At 31.7% G+C, this 18,820-nt stretch carries 17 protein-coding genes and 1 other RNA gene; 15 read left to right on the top strand and 3 right to left on the bottom strand.

Annotated elements, in window-relative coordinates:
• The 7 genes from C4B25_RS02095 to whiA all read left to right on the top strand — a co-directional run.
• On the top strand, window positions 1–630 hold a 630-nt coding region (locus C4B25_RS02095), incomplete at its 5' end, for a trigger factor (protein ID WP_210725166.1).
• 267 nt (window positions 631–897) lie between these two features.
• The gene (secA, locus tag C4B25_RS02100) at window positions 898–3,237 is read left to right on the top strand and encodes a preprotein translocase subunit SecA (protein ID WP_131613414.1); all 2,340 of its coding nucleotides are present in this window, start codon (window positions 898–900) and stop codon (window positions 3,235–3,237) included.
• Window positions 3,238–3,239: 2 nt separating this feature from the next.
• Window positions 3,240–4,187, top strand: a complete 948-nt coding sequence (gene hprK / locus C4B25_RS02105) for an HPr(Ser) kinase/phosphatase (RefSeq protein ID WP_131613415.1) — start codon at window positions 3,240–3,242, stop codon at window positions 4,185–4,187.
• 1 nt (window position 4,188) lies between these two features.
• Window positions 4,189–5,481, top strand: a complete 1,293-nt coding sequence (gene lgt, locus C4B25_RS02110; protein WP_131613416.1) for a prolipoprotein diacylglyceryl transferase — start codon at window positions 4,189–4,191, stop codon at window positions 5,479–5,481.
• Window positions 5,462–6,379 (top strand): NAD(P)/FAD-dependent oxidoreductase, encoded by a 918-nt coding sequence (locus C4B25_RS02115; protein WP_131613417.1) that lies wholly within the window; start codon window positions 5,462–5,464, stop codon window positions 6,377–6,379. The genes lgt and C4B25_RS02115 overlap by 20 nt, the downstream gene beginning before the upstream one ends.
• A gap of 30 nt (window positions 6,380–6,409) precedes the next feature.
• A complete protein-coding gene (locus C4B25_RS02120; protein WP_131613418.1) occupies window positions 6,410–7,339 on the top strand; it encodes a gluconeogenesis factor YvcK family protein in 930 nt (309 codons plus the stop codon).
• Window positions 7,340–8,164: a DNA-binding protein WhiA gene (whiA, locus tag C4B25_RS02125; protein WP_131613419.1), complete on the top strand. Its 825-nt coding sequence runs from the start codon at window positions 7,340–7,342 to the stop codon at window positions 8,162–8,164. It begins immediately after the preceding gene.
• A 36-nt stretch (window positions 8,165–8,200) separates the two neighbouring features.
• On the opposite strand, the gene rbsK (C4B25_RS04835) is transcribed toward whiA, so the two are convergent.
• Both rbsK (C4B25_RS04835) and C4B25_RS02135 read right to left on the bottom strand, forming a co-directional pair.
• Entirely contained in the window at window positions 8,201–9,112 is a 912-nt protein-coding gene (gene rbsK, locus C4B25_RS04835) for a ribokinase (RefSeq protein ID WP_210725167.1), read from the bottom strand.
• Window positions 9,113–9,182: 70 nt separating this feature from the next.
• Window positions 9,183–9,824: a winged helix-turn-helix domain-containing protein gene (locus tag C4B25_RS02135; protein WP_131613421.1), complete on the bottom strand. Its 642-nt coding sequence runs from the start codon at window positions 9,822–9,824 to the stop codon at window positions 9,183–9,185.
• A 259-nt stretch (window positions 9,825–10,083) separates the two neighbouring features.
• Between C4B25_RS02135 and rbsK (C4B25_RS04840) the strand changes: the two genes are divergently transcribed.
• Window positions 10,084–11,001 carry a ribokinase gene (gene rbsK / locus C4B25_RS04840; protein WP_210725168.1) on the top strand — a complete coding sequence of 306 codons (918 nt, stop codon included), beginning with the start codon at window positions 10,084–10,086 and terminating at the stop codon, window positions 10,999–11,001.
• Between the two features lie 2 nt (window positions 11,002–11,003).
• A complete protein-coding gene (locus tag C4B25_RS02145; protein ID WP_131613423.1) occupies window positions 11,004–11,672 on the top strand; it encodes a PQ-loop domain-containing transporter in 669 nt (222 codons plus the stop codon).
• 75 nt (window positions 11,673–11,747) lie between these two features.
• Here the strand turns inward: C4B25_RS02145 and C4B25_RS02150 are convergent, their stop codons facing one another.
• Window positions 11,748–12,134, bottom strand: a complete 387-nt coding sequence (locus tag C4B25_RS02150) for a rhodanese-like domain-containing protein (protein ID WP_131613424.1) — start codon at window positions 12,132–12,134, stop codon at window positions 11,748–11,750.
• Window positions 12,135–12,156: 22 nt separating this feature from the next.
• Here C4B25_RS02150 and C4B25_RS02155 point away from each other — a divergent pair, with 22 nt between their 5' ends.
• From C4B25_RS02155 to C4B25_RS02180, 6 genes are all read left to right on the top strand, one after another.
• Complete coding sequence (locus tag C4B25_RS02155) at window positions 12,157–13,203, top strand: sodium:calcium antiporter (protein ID WP_131613425.1); 1,047 nt, start codon at window positions 12,157–12,159, stop codon at window positions 13,201–13,203.
• 32 nt (window positions 13,204–13,235) lie between these two features.
• Window positions 13,236–13,466 carry a preprotein translocase subunit SecG gene (gene secG, locus C4B25_RS02160; protein WP_131613426.1) on the top strand — a complete coding sequence of 77 codons (231 nt, stop codon included), beginning with the start codon at window positions 13,236–13,238 and terminating at the stop codon, window positions 13,464–13,466.
• A 2-nt stretch (window positions 13,467–13,468) separates the two neighbouring features.
• Complete coding sequence (rnr, locus tag C4B25_RS02165; protein WP_131613427.1) at window positions 13,469–15,610, top strand: ribonuclease R; 2,142 nt, start codon at window positions 13,469–13,471, stop codon at window positions 15,608–15,610.
• Window positions 15,585–16,022, top strand: coding sequence for an SsrA-binding protein SmpB (smpB, locus tag C4B25_RS02170; protein ID WP_131613428.1), 438 nt, complete (start codon window positions 15,585–15,587; stop codon window positions 16,020–16,022). The genes rnr and smpB overlap by 26 nt, the downstream gene beginning before the upstream one ends.
• Before the next feature lie 232 nt (window positions 16,023–16,254).
• Window positions 16,255–16,649, top strand: a transfer-messenger RNA (tmRNA) gene (gene ssrA, locus C4B25_RS02175).
• 72 nt (window positions 16,650–16,721) lie between these two features.
• Entirely contained in the window at window positions 16,722–18,647 is a 1,926-nt protein-coding gene (locus C4B25_RS02180; RefSeq protein WP_131613429.1) for an EAL domain-containing protein, read from the top strand.
• Window positions 18,648–18,820 lie beyond the last annotated feature (173 nt).

The raw sequence follows: 18,820 nt of genomic DNA on the forward strand, positions 1-18,820 counted from the left end.
GTTACTTTCCCAGAAGAATACCACTCAGAAGAACTAAAAGGTAAAGAAGCAAAATTCATCTGTACAGTTAAAGAAGTTAAAGTTAAAGAAACACCAGAATTAAACGATGATTTCGCTAAAGAAATCAATGCACCAGGTGTTACTACATTCGAAGAACTAAAAGTTTACATGAAAGACGTTCTTACACAACAAGCAGTACAAAAATCAAGAATGGAATTCAAAGAAGCAGCTTTCACAGAAATTAAAGCAGCAACAGAATTAGCTATTCCAATGTCACTTGTAGTTAAAGAAATGAAAAACCAAGAAGAAAAATTCTTAGATGCCATGAAACAACAAGGTATTGATAAAAAAACTTACATGGAAATGACAGGTATGGAAGAAAAAGCTCTTCAATCACAATACAAACAAGCAGCTGAAGCTTCACTTAAAGATTCATTAATCTTTGCTGAAATTGCAAAAGTTGAAAAAATCGAATTAACAGATGCTGATTACGATAAAGAATATGAAAAATTAGCAAAAGTTTACCAACAAAAACTTGAAAACATTAAAACAATGATTCAAAAAACACAAATGCAAATTCCAATGACAAACGAAAGAGTTATTGACGTTCTAGTTGCAAACAACAAATAATTAAAATAATAAGCAATAGCTTATTTTTTTATTATCTTTTTTCAGGAAATATTATCAAATAATCAATAAAACAAAAAAATAGCAAAACACGCTCATTTCATTGAATATCCCGACAATTTATGAAGGGGTATTTTAATTGCTTTTCTATGCGAAAAAATAGTTAAAAAATGTGTTTTATCTCAAAAAATAACCAATTAGTCAAAAAAAGTTATTTTTTTGTATCTATCAATATTTACATTTATTACATAAATGATTTACAATTTATATATGAAAAAAATATTTAAAATAAAATCTTCTGAATTGAAAAGAGCTGAATCTTACTTAAAAGATATCAACGCTCTTGAACCAGAAATTAAAAAATTAACAGATGAAGAACTAAGAGAGAAGACTGAAGAGTTTAAAGAAAGACTTAACAAAGATGATCGTATGGAGAAAATTACAGTTGAAGCATTCGCTGTTGCGAGAGAAGCATGTTTCAGAGTATTGGGTAAAAGACCATATGATGTGCAAATAATCGGTGGACTTATCCTGACAATGGGTTCAGTTGCTGAAATGAAAACTGGTGAAGGTAAAACTATTACATCAATCATGCCAGTTTATATGAATGCATTAGCGGGTAAGGGAGTTATTGTTTCTACAGTTAACGAATACCTTACAGAACGTGATGCGATTGAAACAGGTCAAGTTCATAACTTCCTAGGATTAACATACGGAATTAACAAGCGTGAACTTTCTACCGAAGAAAAACGTGAGGCATACAATTGTGATATCACATATTCAATTCACTCAGAAATTGGATTTGACTATTTAAGAGATAACATGGTTAAAAGAATGTCGGAAAAAGTTCAACGTGGATTCTACTTTGCACTTATCGATGAGGTTGATTCAATTCTTATTGATGAAGCTAGAACTCCGTTAATCATTACTGGTGGAGATGCAGTTCCTTCTACACTTTATGAAGCGGCACAAGCTTTTGTTGTTTCGCTTAAGAAAAAAGATTATGAAATTGATGCAGAAACAAAAAGTATTCAATTAACAGGTACTGGTATCGATAAAGCTAATAAATTCTATGGAATTGAAAACCTATTCTCACTAGAATCTTCAGAATTAGTTCACCGTGTTCAAAATGCACTAAGAGCCAATTATGTAATGGAGATTAATGGTGACTATATTGTGCGTGATAACAAAATCGAACTAATCGATGCATTTACTGGACGTATTATGGAAGGTCGTTCATATTCAGATGGATTACAACAAGCTATCCAAGCAAAAGAAAAAGTTGAAATCGAAGATGAAACAAAAACAATGGCTACAGTAACATATCAAAATCTATTCCGTATGTTTGATAAATTATCAGGTATGACAGGTACCGGTAAAACTGAAGAAGGTGAATTCATTGATATCTATAATATGCGTGTTGTTGAAGTCCCAACAAATAAACCAGTTATACGTAAAGATGAAAGGGACAATGTATATGTTACTTCTGAACATAAATACAACGCTATCGTTAACGAAATAAAAAGAGTTAAAGAAACTACAAACCAACCAATACTTGTAGGTACTTCACTGGTTGAACAATCAGAAAAGCTTGCTGATTTACTTAAAAAGAACAAAATTGCCCATAAGGTTCTTAATGCCAAACAAGATGGTAAGGAAGCTGAAATCATTTCTAAAGCTGGAGAAATTGGAGCGGTTACAATTGCAACTAATATGGCTGGTCGTGGTACCGATATTAAATTGGATGATGCTTCAAAAGAAGCTGGTGGATTATTTGTTTTAGGAACAGATAGAGCAGAATCACGTCGTATTGATAATCAATTACGTGGTCGTGCTGGACGTCAAGGTGACGTAGGTAGATCTAAATTCTTCCTTTCACTAGATGATTCATTAATTTCAAGATTCTCAGCTCAAGAAAAACTTAAAAAATCTTTTGCATCATTTAAAGATAAGCCAATTTCTTCTAAATCAATGGATAAAGCATTAACAAGAGCTCAGAAGAAAATTGAGGGGTTCAATTATGACTCTCGTAAAAACGTCCTTCAATTCGATGATGTTATTAGACAACAACGTAATGCAATTTACAACCAAAGAGATATCATAATTTCTCAAGAAGATTTATTAAATGTTATTCACAGGATGTTCAAAAAAGTTGTTCAAGAAGTTGTTCTATTCCCACAATTCCAAAACCAAGATGACACAATTAACCATGAAGAACTTGCTAATTCTTTAAATAATGTTTGATTTGAAAATGTAGAGTTTAAGCTTATACCAGCTATCATTACAAACTTAAGTGTTGAAGAACTGGTGGAATACATTTCTAAAGAGTTAGTTAAAGCGTATGACGAAATTAGAGAAAATGCATTCGAAGTTATTGGTGAGGAATCTACTCATGATTATGAAAGAGATTTAATTCTTGAAACATTCGACGCCAATTGACAACTACACATTGATCATATGGATAAACTAAGATCTTCATCATCAATGTCATCATATGCACAAAAGAACCCGTTCCAAGTGTTTACTGAAAAAGGTAGTGAATTATTTGATGAATTAATAAAACGTATTTCTCACAATACTACAAGAGCATTAATGCATAGGAGGTTTTAAGTATGGCTAACAAACAAAAAGCTATTTCAGTTAAAGAAATTATTCGAAAATGTGAATTCACAATTGCGAATGAAAAAGATATTAATGAATGAACAAAAATCACTTCTCCAGGTATCTACCGTGCCGGTTTAGAATTATGTGGATTCATCCTTAATAAAGGTATTCGTAAAAACGTTATTGTTTGAGGTACTAAAGAGCAAGAATGATTCAATTTAGTGGGAGAAGAGAAAACCCTTTCATCAATAGAAAAATTATTTTCTCACAAACCTCCTGTTGTATTCCTTTCTGTTGGTATTAAAAAAACAACTGCGAAAAAAATTATAGAAGTTGGAACAAAACACAATGTTCCTATAATTGTTACTGATTTACACGTAACAGATATTATTGCGATTATTAGAGGGCACTTAGCAGCTAAGTTTAATAAAACTGAATCTGTTCATGCATCTTTAGTAATTATTAATGGTGTTGGAGTAATGATAATCGGTAAGTCAGGTATTGGTAAGTCTGAAGCCGTTATCGAGTTGATACAACAAGGTCACATCTTTGTTTCTGATGATACCGTTAATATCACAAGAGTTGGAAAAGACTATATTGGTACACCAGCTACAATAACAAAAGATCTATTAGAAGCAAGGGGTATTGGTCTTCTTGATATTAGAAAAATCTTTGGAGTTAGATCAGTTAGGGATTCAGCTAAAATCGAATTAGTTGTTGAATTAATTGATGCTGAAAACAGTTCTAAAGAATTCGATAGACTTGGTAATGGTAATCTTGTTTATAACACATTGGGTGGACACATTCCTAAAACAGAAATCCCTGTTAAGAGTGGTAAATCAATTAGAGCCTTAATTACTGCTGCAACTAATTTACATGTCGCTAAGAAAGATGGTTTTGATTCATTCGCAATGATTCAAAAACGTATGGCTGAAGCAAACGAAGAGGATAAATAGTATGGAATATCATAAAGCGTTCGATGCACATGAACCAGCAACGGCATTTAGTATTGGTAGTTTTGATGTAAAGGTTTATTCCTTAACAATGATGTTTGGGATGTTGTTTTCAATATTGGGTATTCTTTATTATTGAAAGAAACAAAAATACTCAATTGAAGCATTGCAAATACTTACACTAATCGTTATACCTTGTTCTTTAATAGGTGCGAGGGTGTGATATGTTCTAGGTAATCTAGATTCACCAGCTACACCACCAGACGGATGAGGTAAACACTGATTCGCAGCATGAGAAGGTGGAATGGCGATTCAAGGTGGAGTAATGGGTGCTATCTTAGGAGGTTTTGGTTATGTATGATCAAAACGTAGGATATTAGATCCTAGAACTGTATTAACTTATGTTGTTCCAGCAGTATTGATAGGTCAAGCAATAGGTAGATGAGGAAACTTTGCTAACCACGAGGTATATGGTAAAGTTGATGAAACTGGCGTTTGATCTTCATGAATGGGTGATTACATACATTCAAACATGTTTATTAGATCGGGAGATGGTGAACATTACCGTGTTCCATTATTCTTTTATGAATTTATGACATCAGTTGTTGGGTTTATTATTCTTCACTTTGTTATGAATACATTTAACTGAACAAAACCAGGAGTTACTGCAGGTGGATATTTCGCATGATACGGAACAGTTCGTATTATTATGGAACCACTAAGAGATCCTTCGGATTATATGTATTGATTCGATGGAAAAGTTGAAGCATCCGTGTTTACATCAGCAATATTTATTATTGCGGGTATATTATTAATCTTATATTCAACTTTCGATAAATATGTTCGTGCATTCTTTACTAATTGAGGAAAGAATATGGCAGTAAAAGGAGGGTATGTTGATTATTCTGATGAACCAAAGAGAAAATCAGAACAAAGATCAACAAACTTCAAAAAAGGTTTAAAAGCATTTTGAGTTTCTAGTCCATTCAAGGGTTACAAAGAAACATTAAATGAAACAAAACCAAAATACACAAGAATAAAAATAGAACAAAGATACTTCTTTATTACATGACCGCTTAAAACATCAGTTTTTGTAGTGTCAGCATTTAAAGGAATGTTCACTTCTGCGAATTACAAAGAAGTAAAACAACAAATGATAGAAAAATATGCAAACTATAAACCTATGAGTTGAAGATTCAAGAGTCACATATGAGTTCGTGAACATGAATTAGTTAAATTTGAAGAGGGTTATGTTGAGCCAGAAAGAGAGAAAAAGAATGTCAGAAAATCAAAATAAATATGACGTAGCAATTATTGGTGCAGGACCAGCTGGTATGGCTGCAGCGATATATGCTGCAAGATCTAATCTAAAGACAATCATGATTGAAAAAGGAGCTCCTGGAGGAAAAATGGTTACAACTTTTAAAGTTGAAAACTATCCAGGGGCAGGTTCAACTTCTGGACCTGATTTAGCATTAGGAATGTACAATCAAGTAATCGCCAACGGTGTTAAACACCAATATGGAGAAGTTTCGGATTTAAAATCTAATGGAGAATCTGAACAAGTAATAGTATTAGCTAATGGTAATGAAATTATTGCTAAAAAGGTTATTATCGCAACTGGTATGGTTTCAAGAGTACCTAAGATTGATAGAATTCACGAATTCAACCACAAAGGTGTTTCTTATTGTGCTATTTGTGACGGTCCTTTATACAAAGGTGAAATTACTGGAGTTATTGGAGGGGGTAATGCCGCAATCGAAGAAGCAGCATTCTTATCTTCAGTAGCAAAAGAAGTTCACGTATTTATCATGGATGATTTCTTCCATGCGGATGCGAAAGAAGTTGATTCATTAAAAGCTAAAACAAATGTAACAATTCATATGAAATCAATGATTCATACACTTGAAGGTGACAAATCATTAGAAGGTATTAAATATACTGAAGATGGAGAAGAAAAGGAATTAGCAATAAAAGCTTTATTCCCATACATCGGATATATCCCTGTTGCAAAATTTGCTGGTAACTTAGGAATTACAGATGAAACTGGTTTCATCAAAGTAAATCAAAACATGGAAACTTCCGTAAAAGGAATTTATGCAGCTGGTGACATTATCGTTAAACAGATACGTCAAATTACAACAGCTACATCAGATGGTACAATTGCTGCTAAGCATATCATCAATGAAATCTAAAAAAGAAATTTAACCAAAAAGGAGAATAAAATGAAAAAAGTAGTAACAATAGGTGGTGGAACTGGACTTTCCACACTCCTTAATGGTGTGAAGTATATTGAAAATATTGAAATATCAGCAATCGTAACGGTTACTGATAATGGGGGATCAACTGGAGTATTAAGAGATCATTTTGATATTCCTGCAGTTGGAGATATTAGACGTGTGTTAGGTGCCTTATCAAGACACAGAACAGATTTAGAAGAACAAATGGAATACAGATTTGAAAATACAGGTACTCATTTCGATGGTCACGCATTGGGTAACCTAATCATCTCTGCAAACATTGCTAACTCAAAAGATTTTGCTGAGGGTATTAAGAAAACTTCAAAAATGTTGAACGTTCAAGGAGAGGTTTTACCAATATCAAATGCCAAAACAAACCTTGTAACTAAATATACTGATGGAACAATTTCATTCGGTGAAACTTCATTAGCAAATCCTGAGAAAGACGTTGATAAAATTTGAGTTGAAGGTGGAGAAGCGACACAAGATGCAATTAAAGCAATTGAAAATGCTGATTATGTTATCTTGGGTATGGGTTCACTATACACTTCACTTATTTCAAACCTTGTATTTCCAGGGATTAGAGAGGCGTTTGTAAAAACTAAAGCAAAAGTTATATACATTGCAAATGCATTCACAGAATACGGTGAAACAGATGATTACAAGCTTTCTGATCATATAAATGCTATTGAGAAACATACAAGACAAGGATTAATAAGTGAAGTTATCTTCCCTGAAGGAACTCTTTCTAAAAAAACTCTTTTAAGATACGAAGAAGAAAAGCAATTCCTTGTTAAAAACGATGTTGAAGAAATGGAAATAAAAATTGCTCCATTACTTTATGTTAATAAAGAAGGGCAAGTTCGTCATAATAAACACTTGCTTAAAACAGCAATAGAAAAAGTGATTGTATAGATGTCGTTTTCAAATAAAGTTAAAAACGAGGTTCTCTCTCAAGAGATGAATGTTGAACAAGCAAATGCTCTTATTCATGGAATAGTATCTTCAGCTGGTTATATCGGCGATAAAATGATTCTCAAATTAAACAATACTGAAATTTCTAATCTAATTAGAGATTTATTAGTTCAATTGGAAGTGAATTCAACAAGTGATAAAGAAAATAAGAACTGAATTGTTCTTGAAATGTCGGATGTTGAAAAAGAATACGAGATAAAAGAACCTGGATTTTACTTTGCTGGTGTATTCATTGGTGGTGGATCAATGTCTGACCCTTCATCAACCTCATATCATTTAGAATTACAATTCTATTACAGAAATCAAGCTGAAAAAGTCAGAAATTTCTTGAACAACTATAATTTCAATTTCTCTTTAATTCAAAGAAGAAAAAATTGAGTTCTATATATCAAGAAATCTGAAATGATTGCGGATTTCTTAAGGGCTATAAGAACTTCAATATCTTTAATGGAATTTGAAGATGCAAGAATTGAACGTGATTTCAGAAATAACTTAAATAGATATTCAAATTTAGATATTTATAATCAAGAAAAGTTGTCGAAAGCATCAACAGCTCACTTGAAAAATTATGAATACGTAGTTAAAAATGATCTATTGGATAATTTTAAGAAAAATGAAATAACTTTCTTTGAAACTAAAAAGAAAAATCCTTACTCTTCATTATCAGAATTGGTTATGATTTTGGAAAGAAAAGGGATTAAAAAAACCAGAGCTGGTTTAAATCACTGATTAATAAAACTAAGAAAAGTAGCTGAAGAAAATTAGCTACTTTTTTCTTTGCACTTTTTTAAAATTCGCAATCTATTTCTTCTTTATTTCTTTGAGGGTTGGGATTGATTTTTGAGCACCTAAACGAGAAATTGTAATTTCCGCTGCTCTCATTCCGAATTCGATTGATTTACCTTTATTGTTGGTATTGTAATATTCCTCAACAAAAGCACCAACAAAAGTATCACCAGCAGCAGTTGTATCAATCGCTGTTGCTTTTATTGATTTGAAATGTTCATTCATATCTTTTGAAGAAAGGACAACTCCATTCGCCCCTAAAGTCGTAATGACATTTTTACAACCTTTTGTTATAAGGGTTTTGGATGCATGTTCAATATCTTTTAAATTATTGATTCTTTGATTTGAAATGTATTCCAATTCAGTTTCATTCAATACCAGTCATTCAATTTTATTAATTCACTCTTGTTTAAAATTAGAGGCTGGTGAAGGGTTTAGAATGATTTTTTTATTTAAATTACTTGACAATTCAATAGCTTGATCTAATAATCATTCATTAGTTTCAAGTTGCATAAGAACAACATCACTTTCTTCAATTGCTGCTGTTAAATCATCTAAATCTTTTTCAGAGAAATCATGGTTGGCTCCTCCGTTGATGATAATCATGTTATCTTTTTCAGTTTGTGAAACTGTGATGGTTGCCATACCTGTTGTTTTTTCATCTGAATAAGATATATATTGAGTTTCAATGCCTTCCTTCTCAAGAAAACTGATAACTTCACTCCCATATTTCTTACCAACCTTAGCGAATAAAGAAACTTTATTATTTGGTCTTGAAAGTCTTTTGGCTGCAAGGGCTTGGTTTGCACCTTTTCCACCATTGTTGATTAGAAAATCAGTGGTTGTTATTGTCTCACCTTTTTTTGGGAATTCATAAACATAGTTCACATAATCTATGTTTACACTTCCTATTACTAATAATTTCATAATACCTCCTTATTTATTAAATGTCTTTGATATATGTTTAAAAAAACGGAAAATAATCCGTCTATGCGTTTTAAATTTTAAAGTTTCTTGTATTCTTATAAAAAGAAATGTCTAAGTTGGTTAATATCCATGCAATAACATTACCTTTTTGGTCTGTGTATTTTTGAGTAAATGTAACCACATCTTCATTTTTTCATTCTACATATTGAGGATTACTTTGGAATTTGAATTTTTCTTCTACTTCAAATATACAAACACCATTGTAGGCCAATAATTGTGGTAGTTGATTTTCATGATTCAATTCACCCTGAATATCACCATCAACAATTGTGTATGATTTTGCAATTATTTTATTTCTTTGTGTATAAGTTTCTTCGAAAATGGTTTTCTCATCATCGATGTAATTTAAGAATGAAATAGGTAGTTGATTTTTATTTATTTTTTTAGATTTAATATCGTCAGAAAGGATTAAGTGTCTCATTCCAAACATCTTATCCATGTTATTAATCACAATATTTCCTACACCATTATGGTTGGAAATTAATTGTGCACTTTTTAATATCTCTAATGCCGTTCTAACGGTATGTCTATTGCAGTCAAATTTTATAGCTAAGAATTGTTCACTTGGTAGTTTATCCCCGACCTTGAATTCTAGGTTTTGCATTTTAAGTAATAAATATCTCAATATGTATTGTTTCATTGTAGTGCTCATATTTAAATTATATAGCAATAGGAATATAAAAAACTTTGCGATGCATTAATGTCAAATCAATGAAACGACAAGGAAATTTATTGAAAAGTGTGCGCTAAGCCCTCACGTCCCTATCTATATAAGGGGAGAATTGGATTTCAAAGGAAAACCTTCATTTTAAGGAGCGGGAAGTGAAATTTCTAAAAAATCAAAAGCCATATAGACGGGGTTGACTTGAACTTTTTTTAAGAGCATAATAGAGTTCCAAGGAGGAAAAATTATGAATTTATTAGTAGTAGGAAGTATAAACATAGATTATGTAAATTACGTGTACGAATTCCCTAAAAAGGGAGAAACAATTATGACAGCAGATTTCTTAATTAACAACGGAGGTAAAGGTGCTAACCAAGCTCTTGCAGCTAAAAGGCTTTCAAGAGAAAATAATAAAGTTTCTTTATTTGCTAAAGTTGGTAAAAGATATGGTGGAGATATTGTTGAATACCTTAAAGATGAAGGAATAGATACAAAATATATATCTTATTCAGATGAAAAAACAACAGGTATGGCAACTATCACAGTTTCACAAACTGAAAAAGATAACATGATTATCATCAACGGAGGAGCTAACCATGATTTCTCTGAAAAAGATTTAGATGATTTAACAGCAGCAATTGAAGAAAGTGATGTTGTTCTTATGCAATTGGAAACAAACAACTGATTACTAGATCACACTGTTGAAATTGCACATAAACTTGGTAAGAAGATTATTTTAAATCCATCACCAGCAATGAGTTTTAAGCAAGAATGAATCGATAAAATCGAATGATTAGTATTAAATGAAACTGAATTAGAATACGTTTCAAACCAAAAAGTTAATAATCTTGAAGATGTTGTCAATGCATCTGAAGCACTTAGAGCAAGAGGATGCAAAAACATCATTACAACTTTAGGTGCAAATGGAGTTGCTCTTTCTATGGATGGTGTTAACGAACACTTTAAATCAAGAAAGATAACAACAGTTGACACAACTGCGGCGGGTGACACTTTTGTAGGTGCATTCGTCGAAGAATATTACAATACAAATAATATACAAAAAGCTATTAAGTTTGGGATGAGGGCAGCAGAGGTTACAATATCTCGTTTAGGTGCTCAAAAATCAATCCCAACACTTGATAAAGTAGAAAAAGAAAGCAGGTAAATATGTGATATGAAGTATTTGGCTGATTAGCCACCACCATGGGGATACTGATGTACTTTCCACAAATGGTGAAAACAGTGAAAACAAAAGATGTAAGTCAATTGTCTAAATTTACATTTGCATCAGTTGCATTCGGTTCAGCACTTTGAACAATTTCAACAATTGCAATAGCAAACAAAGCATACCCAGGTTGAGCAGCTAACTTTGTTATTACATTAATGATGTTCCCAATCATGCGTTACATTTATAAAATAAAAGTATTCGCAGTGTTCTCATTAATTTTGGCAGGAATTCTGTCAACATCAATCGTTATTTGAATTTTAGACTTACAAATGACTGAATGAATACAGTATGTGATCGTAATAGTTGCGAGTTGTTGTACAGGGCTACCATTCTTCCCACAACTATTTAAGGTATTAAAAAGCAAGAACACAAGTTCACTTTCATGAATTTCTTCAACTCTTGTAATTATGTGTGGTGTTTTATGAACAATCTTTTGATCAGGAAAAATCGCAAACGAATTCAACGAACCAGGGCTAGGAATTGTTATTATAAGTTTAATCTCATCAATCCCATTATTCTTAGTTCAAATCCCTCTTCTAATTATGTGTATTAATCACAAAATTAAAAATAAAGGTACACCAAGACCTGTTGAAGCAATCGTAAAATAGCAAACATATAAATCAATAATTATCCTTATATTAAAAGTTCCCAATGGGAGCTTTTTTAATGGAAAAAAATAAGACTTAGGAGTCTTTATTTACGTTAGTTTCTTTTGATGTTTTTGGCTTGATAAAAAGGTGTTTTTTATCAATCTTATTCATTCCACCTTTAAGTAACTTTATACGCTTAAAACCATGGAATCTTGCTCAACTAGCAACCGATGCATTTGAACGTTCTTCATTACCCAGTAATATAATCTTTGCTTTTTTATTTTGCTTCATGATTTCTTTCCTTATTTTTAAAGCAGAAACATGAATACTATTTTTTATATGACCCTTTTCATAAGAATCTTTTACACGAGTATCGTATAAGATAACATCCTTTTTGTTTTTAATCTTTTCTATTTTTTTATGAGAAATTAATGTTCTTGAAAATTTTGCGTACTTCCATTTATTTTTTTTAGATAGCATATTATAAGTATATAATACTTCTATGAATAATATAGTTGAAAAATTTGCGGGTTTCAATAATGCCGGGACAATGTGAATATGATTTATCCCAATTGCAGCTATAACTTTTTTCTTTTCATTAAAAATGGTTAAGTATGCTGAGGTTGTTATTGAAAAAACAAAATTTGGTGGTGCCTTTGTTGGTGGTGCTTTAGTTTCTGTTGCAACTTCTCTAACTGAATTAGTTACTGAAATTACACAAGGTGTTAATGGAACGCCTGCCGTTGGTTTATCTGATGATTTAGGTGCCAACTTATTCTCTACAACAATGATTGCTGTAGTGATGCTTATTTTTGCAAAACAAATGTTTGCTAAAAAATTAGATAGATGAACATTGATATCAATTGGTATTTCATTATGTATGACAATTTTCCTAACAATTGTTATTTGATTCGGTAAAGATCTACATATTGGTAAGGGTGGAAAAATAGTTATTGGTTTAATTCCTTTCTTCTTCTTGCTGGTATATGTTGGTTATGTTGCTCTTTCTTATAAAATCGGTACAGAAGATGAACAAGTGGACGATAAAGTTAAAAATATTTCAGCTAAAAAAGGTGTTTTAGGTTTCTTACTTTTCTCAGCGTTATTATTAGTTGCAGCAGTAGGGTTGAATTTAACTATTGATGCCATGATGGAAACATATCAGCTTTCTCCTAAATCTGCCGGCGGTATCTTCTTATCGATGACAACGGCTATGCCAGAGATTGTTTCTTTAGTGGTTCTTGTTAGAGCCAAACAACCAATTGCTGCCGTGGCATCTATTATTGGTTCTCACATATTTAATATTTCACTTATTTTCTGAGGAGATTTAGCATTCCATACAGCTCCTATACTAACTGGACCTGACGTTCATGGGTTACACGGTGTGTGAATTTTAGGAACAATTACAGCCATTGAATTAGGTTTATTGGCACTATTTGTTATAATTGCTAAGAAGATTAAGAAGAAATGAGTTTACGCGATAATTCCAACGCTAATTATATTAACTTATATTATTGGTTGAATTATTATGTTGACTGTACTTAAATAGCTTAAACACAAAAATAAAATAAAGGAGGATTTATGCTAGGAATTTTAATAACACTGTTGGTGCTATCATTTGTCGTAATCGGATTATCACTATTGATGTCAGGAGATTCCCAGGGATTCTCTGGAGCTTTAGTTGGTTCATCTGATTTAGATCTTTTCAAAGTCTCAAAAGAAAGAGGAGGAAAAAAGATTCTAAAAAGGGTGATGTTCGGGCTTGGTATTTTACTAATGATCGGGGCAATCATCGTTAGAGTCTATATGTAATTATGGATAAAAAACTAATATTAAAAATAATGGATCAAAACCCAAGATCGTTTGGGTGAATTGCAAGAAAAATGAATATTAAACAAGAGGATAATAGAAAATTCTCAGGATTTTTAAATAACCTTGTTAAACAAGGTGAATTGTTTACAACAAGAGAAAGACAATTCTACAAACCAAAAGTACTAGAAACAATTGAAGGAGTTATTAGAATGACTTCAAAAGGTTTTGGTTTTGTTGATAGAGAAGATGGTGAATCTGTATTTATCGGACCAGGTGCAACTAATAAAGCATTTGATAAAGATACTGTAAAGATTAAAATCTTCCAAGATCCTACTAAAGCGGATGCTTATAGTGGATTTGTAACTGAAATCGTTAAAAGATTTAGAACATTAATCGTTGGTACAGTTGTTAAGTTTGGTGATAACTTTGGGTTTAAACCACTTGATGACAGAGTTAATGCAATGTTTAGATTTGTGAATACTGAAGGATTAAAAGTTGACTATATTATTAAAGCTAAAATAGTTGAATATCAAGATCGTTTCACAATGTTGGATTCAGTTCTAGAAATTGGTCACAAGGATGATGCAAGAGTTGATATACAATCAGCAATAGAAAATGCAAACATTCCTTATATGTGAGAACAACCAGTTCTTGATGAAGCTAATAACGACATTCCAGATACTATTGATAACGAATCAAAAGAAGGGCGTGAAGATATTCGTGACCGTCTTATCGTAACAATTGATGGGGATGATACAAAAGACTTTGATGATGCCATCGAAGTTCGTAAATTAGAAAATGGTAACTACATGTTAGGTGTGCATATTGCGGATGTTACGCATTATGTTAAAGAAGGGACTGAAATAGACAACGAAGCATTAGTTCGTGGTACATCAGTTTATCTTGCAGATAGAGTTATACCTATGCTTCCTGAAAAGCTATCAAACGGTATTTGTTCGCTTAATCCACATGTAGATAGATTTGTTCTTTCATGTGATATGGAAATTAACCAAAGAGGTGAAACTGTTAAGCACAGAATTTACCCTGCAATTATTAATTCAAAACACAGATTAACTTATAAAGAAGTTAACGATTATTACAAAGGTGATAAGAAATATCCAGAAGCAAAAGATTTAGAAGAACTTCTAGATGTTGCTCGTGAATTAACTGAAAAAATTAGAAAATTCAAACTTAAAGAAGGATATATTGATTTTGAGATTGAAGAATCAAAATTAATAATTGATGAAAATGGTAAAACAGTAGATATTGTTCCAAGACCTCGTGGAGAATCAGAAATGATGATTGAGGACTTTATGGTTAGAGCTAATGAAACTGTTGCTAAACATACAGTTGATGCAAAAGTACCATTTATTTATCGTGTTCACGATAAACCTGACATGGAAAAAATCGTTGCTTTACAACAAGTTGTTAAGGCTCTTGGGCTTGAAGTTCATATACCTCAAGAACCTAATCCAAAAGATTTTTCTAAATCAATCAATGATCTTAAACAATACAGATTTGATGATTTCATGAAAATCATGATGTTAAGAACTATGCAAAAAGCAATTTATCAAAAAGATAATATTGGTCACTTTGGACTTGCTTCAAAGAACTATACACACTTTACTTCACCAATTAGACGTTATCCTGATTTAATGGTTCATAGAATGCTAAGAGAGTATTTCTTTGAAGGTAAATTAAATAGAAAAGATCATTTCGATTCAATTCTAGATAACATAGCAAAAGAAAATTCTCTATCAGAACAAAAAGCAATGGAACTTGAAAGAAAAGTTGCTGACATCAAAAAAGCTGAATACTATACAAAATTCATTGGTAAGAAATTACATGGTCAAATAGTTTCTATCCAAAAATTTGGTTTCTTTGTTGAGTTCGAAGATAAAGTAAACGGATTAGTTCATATCACTACTTTAACTGATAGTAAATATGATCTATCTCAAAACGGACTTCAATTAACTGGTAAAGATAGAAAATTCTTAATCGGTGATATGGTAGATGTAGTAGTAACCAAAACTTCAAAAACAGAAGGTAAGATCGACTTAGTTCTTGCAGACCTAGCTGATAAGCAAGACATTTCGAGCTCACCAAAAGGGAGATTCAATGGCAAAGGTAATCGCAAAAAATAAAGATGCTCATTATTCTTATGAATTATCAGAAAGAATAGAAGCTGGTATTGAACTAATGGGTTGAGAAGTAAAATCAATCCGTGCCGGCAAAGTTTCTTTAAGGGGTGCTTTCGTAAACTTCACTGATGATGAAGCTTACTTAATGGGAATGAATATTTCTCAATATATGGCAGTTCCTGGTGATGAGTTAAGAAGTAGAAAATTACTTCTTCACAAACACCAACTTAAGAAACTTCAAAACGGTGTTAAAACAAAAGGTATGTCAATAGTTGCAACAACTCTTAAATGGTCTAATAATGGTTATGTTAAGGTTGATGTTGCTCTTGGTAAAGGTAAATCTCGTATTGATAAGAGAGAAACTATCAAAGAACGTGACATATCAAGAAAAATTAAAAAACAATACAATGTATAAAAGAACTGTAGGGTTCTTTTTTATTGCATTTTAATGAGTATTTTTTTATTAAGTAATGCGATTTCCATGGATATTTGAGTTTCATGTCTCAACTTATTTAATAATATTAAATCTATTAGTTTCGTTCATTGTTAGCATTTATAAAAATATACAAATATAAGTCATAAAACTTTGGGTGTTATAAAAAGTTTTTTCTCATTAAAGGTGTATAATTTATATGCAAAACAATCACGGGGGTGTAATGGCTTCGACAGATCAACCGGACCTTTGTGCTGCAGTGGTCTCCAAACCTTAAGGGACTAGGCGCATTAATAAATGCAACAAATAAAAAACAAGAAACTGTAACTGACCAAGATTTATTCTTCGCTTCAGCAGCTTCAAACAACCTAGCTTTCGCTTAATTAGCGACTAGCGTGAATCCACTTTTTCCTCGGAGGTGGCCTAACGTATTACACGAGGGGTAGTTATGTGGATCTGCTAAAACATAATGAACCTATAGCAGAACCTTTGTGAAGGATTTCGTTCTATTAGAATTCAACAGAGGCAAATCCCAAAATGAACTAAACTGTAGACGCGCTTTGTGTAAGGTTGGTGTGGACCCGGGTTCGACTCCCGGCATCTCCACCATTTTTTTACGCCATTTTTGACCCCAACAACAAACAACATTTTTTACTACATAGTAGTAATGTATAATTTAGTATGAAAATTTTTATTAACGTTCTTGCTATCCTATTTTTCATTGTTTTCTTTTCTGGTCTTTACTTCTTAATCGAAAGAAGTAAGAAGTCAGATTACATTACAAGAAAAAACTACCCTAAATTATTAATCGAATCACTTGAGGGTGTTGTTTACTCTCTTTTTGGACTGATTTTCCAAATTGTGTTTTATCAAACTTCTCAATTTTCTCAACCCTACTTCTACATTTCGATTGGTCTAACGTTGATATTCTTGCGTGGAGCTTTTGTATCTTGTGTTTCTATAATTGGTTCTATGCTTTATTCAATGTTTATATATCCTATTGATAAAGTTTTTTACTACATCATTGCCATCATGTTCGTATCGATGACTTTAACAGTTTTAATTAAACCATTCTTGAAACCGAAGTTTTCTTTATTGATTAATAGTATATTCTTGTTCGCTAACATTATCATCATGTGAGGTATATCTTCAACACAATTGAATTATGAGTTTACAGTTCAATTTGTACTTGCAACACTATTGCCTTTCTTACTTCCGATCGTTTTAATCTTATTGATTTCATATTTATTGAGATTCTTGCGTTCAGCAAACCTTTTATACGAATCATCGACATATGACACTTTAAAGTTCTATAGAGAATCTATTTCTGCAAAAGTTATTCAAGATATGATAAGTTCTAAAAAAGTTTCTGAGGCTTTATTTGTAATATTGGAAATGAATTGATCAAAAGAACTTGAAAATAATTGAAATGATTTTGAAAAGATGGCATTAGAAATTGTTCAAAGTACAGTTTCAAAGGATGCTGCGTTATTTAAAGTTAATAGTACACAATATGGTTTCTTCTTACCAACAAACGAAATGGCAGACCTTAAAACTGTGATTGAAGAAAATAAGGGCGCAATTAGAACTAAAGGTGAGACATTTAAAGCTTTAGAAAAAATGTTGTTAGAGATGGAGGGTGAATACTCGTTAGAAGATCTAACTGCAAAATTAAGTATGCGTGCTGGGATTGTTGTTTATGGTTTACAAGAACAGGATATCTTTAAAATGCAATCACAAGCAGAGTTTGCTCTTGAATATTCAAGATGAAATAAAGGGTGAAATAGAGTTATTGTTTTCGATCCAAAAGTCTATAAGAAAAGAGCATCAGATTATGCAGCTATTAAGACGTTGGATAACTCTATTGGAGTATTGTCTATTTCAAATGAGTTCACACCCATATATTCTCTTAAAGAAACAAGGACTGCACTTAATGTTGCATTACCGATAACTACGGATGTTCTTGATGTTAAATATGCATCCGTTGAAGAGTATGCGGAGTACATGGGTTACAAAAGTGTTCTCCTTTCTTATAATGCGGCTCAAGCTTTAAAAATGTCAGATGGATGAAACAAAACACCGATAGTTGTTTACTATCCTTTAGAGAAATTTATGAGTAATGAATTTGAGTTCGAAGAATTAATTGCATCATTCGCAAGATTTAAACAATCAAAAGAAAATGTAATACTTTCCTTTGATTCCAAAGTTCTCAACATGTTTGAAGATAAGTCACTTCTCAAAAAGTTGAGAAAATTAAAATCAACAGGCATTCAATTTGCAATATTCAATTTCAATATAAATGAACAAACAGAGTTAATTGCAAAACTTAAACCCAACTACATATTTTTAGATAAATCAATTTACCAAAGTACTATTATTTCTAGGCTTAATACTGGATTAATGGCTGAATTATTGAAGTTTGCAAAAGTAATTAATTCAAAATTAGTAGCGCATGCAATTTCAAAAGAAAGTGAATTAGAATTAATATTATCAACAAACATTGAATTTATTGGTGGTCCTATTTTTAACAGAAGTGAAATTGAACCAACATACTTCAAGAAAAAAAGTAGAATATATATAGAACAATTACAAAAAGGAGAAAAATAATGTCAAACCAAGCTATTTTAACAGCAGTCCTTGTCAGTGCAGGACTACTTGCTCTATTAATTTTATTACCTTACATGATTAAATTTATCCAATGAGCTTTTAAGAAAAACAAATACAACACAATGGGTACTTCTTCACAGATTAGATTAATCCACCAATTATACGAAGCTGCA

Source organism: Mycoplasma todarodis (assembly GCF_004335995.1).
GTDB lineage: Bacteria > Bacillota_I > Bacilli_A > Mycoplasmatales > Metamycoplasmataceae > Mycoplasma_K > Mycoplasma_K todarodis.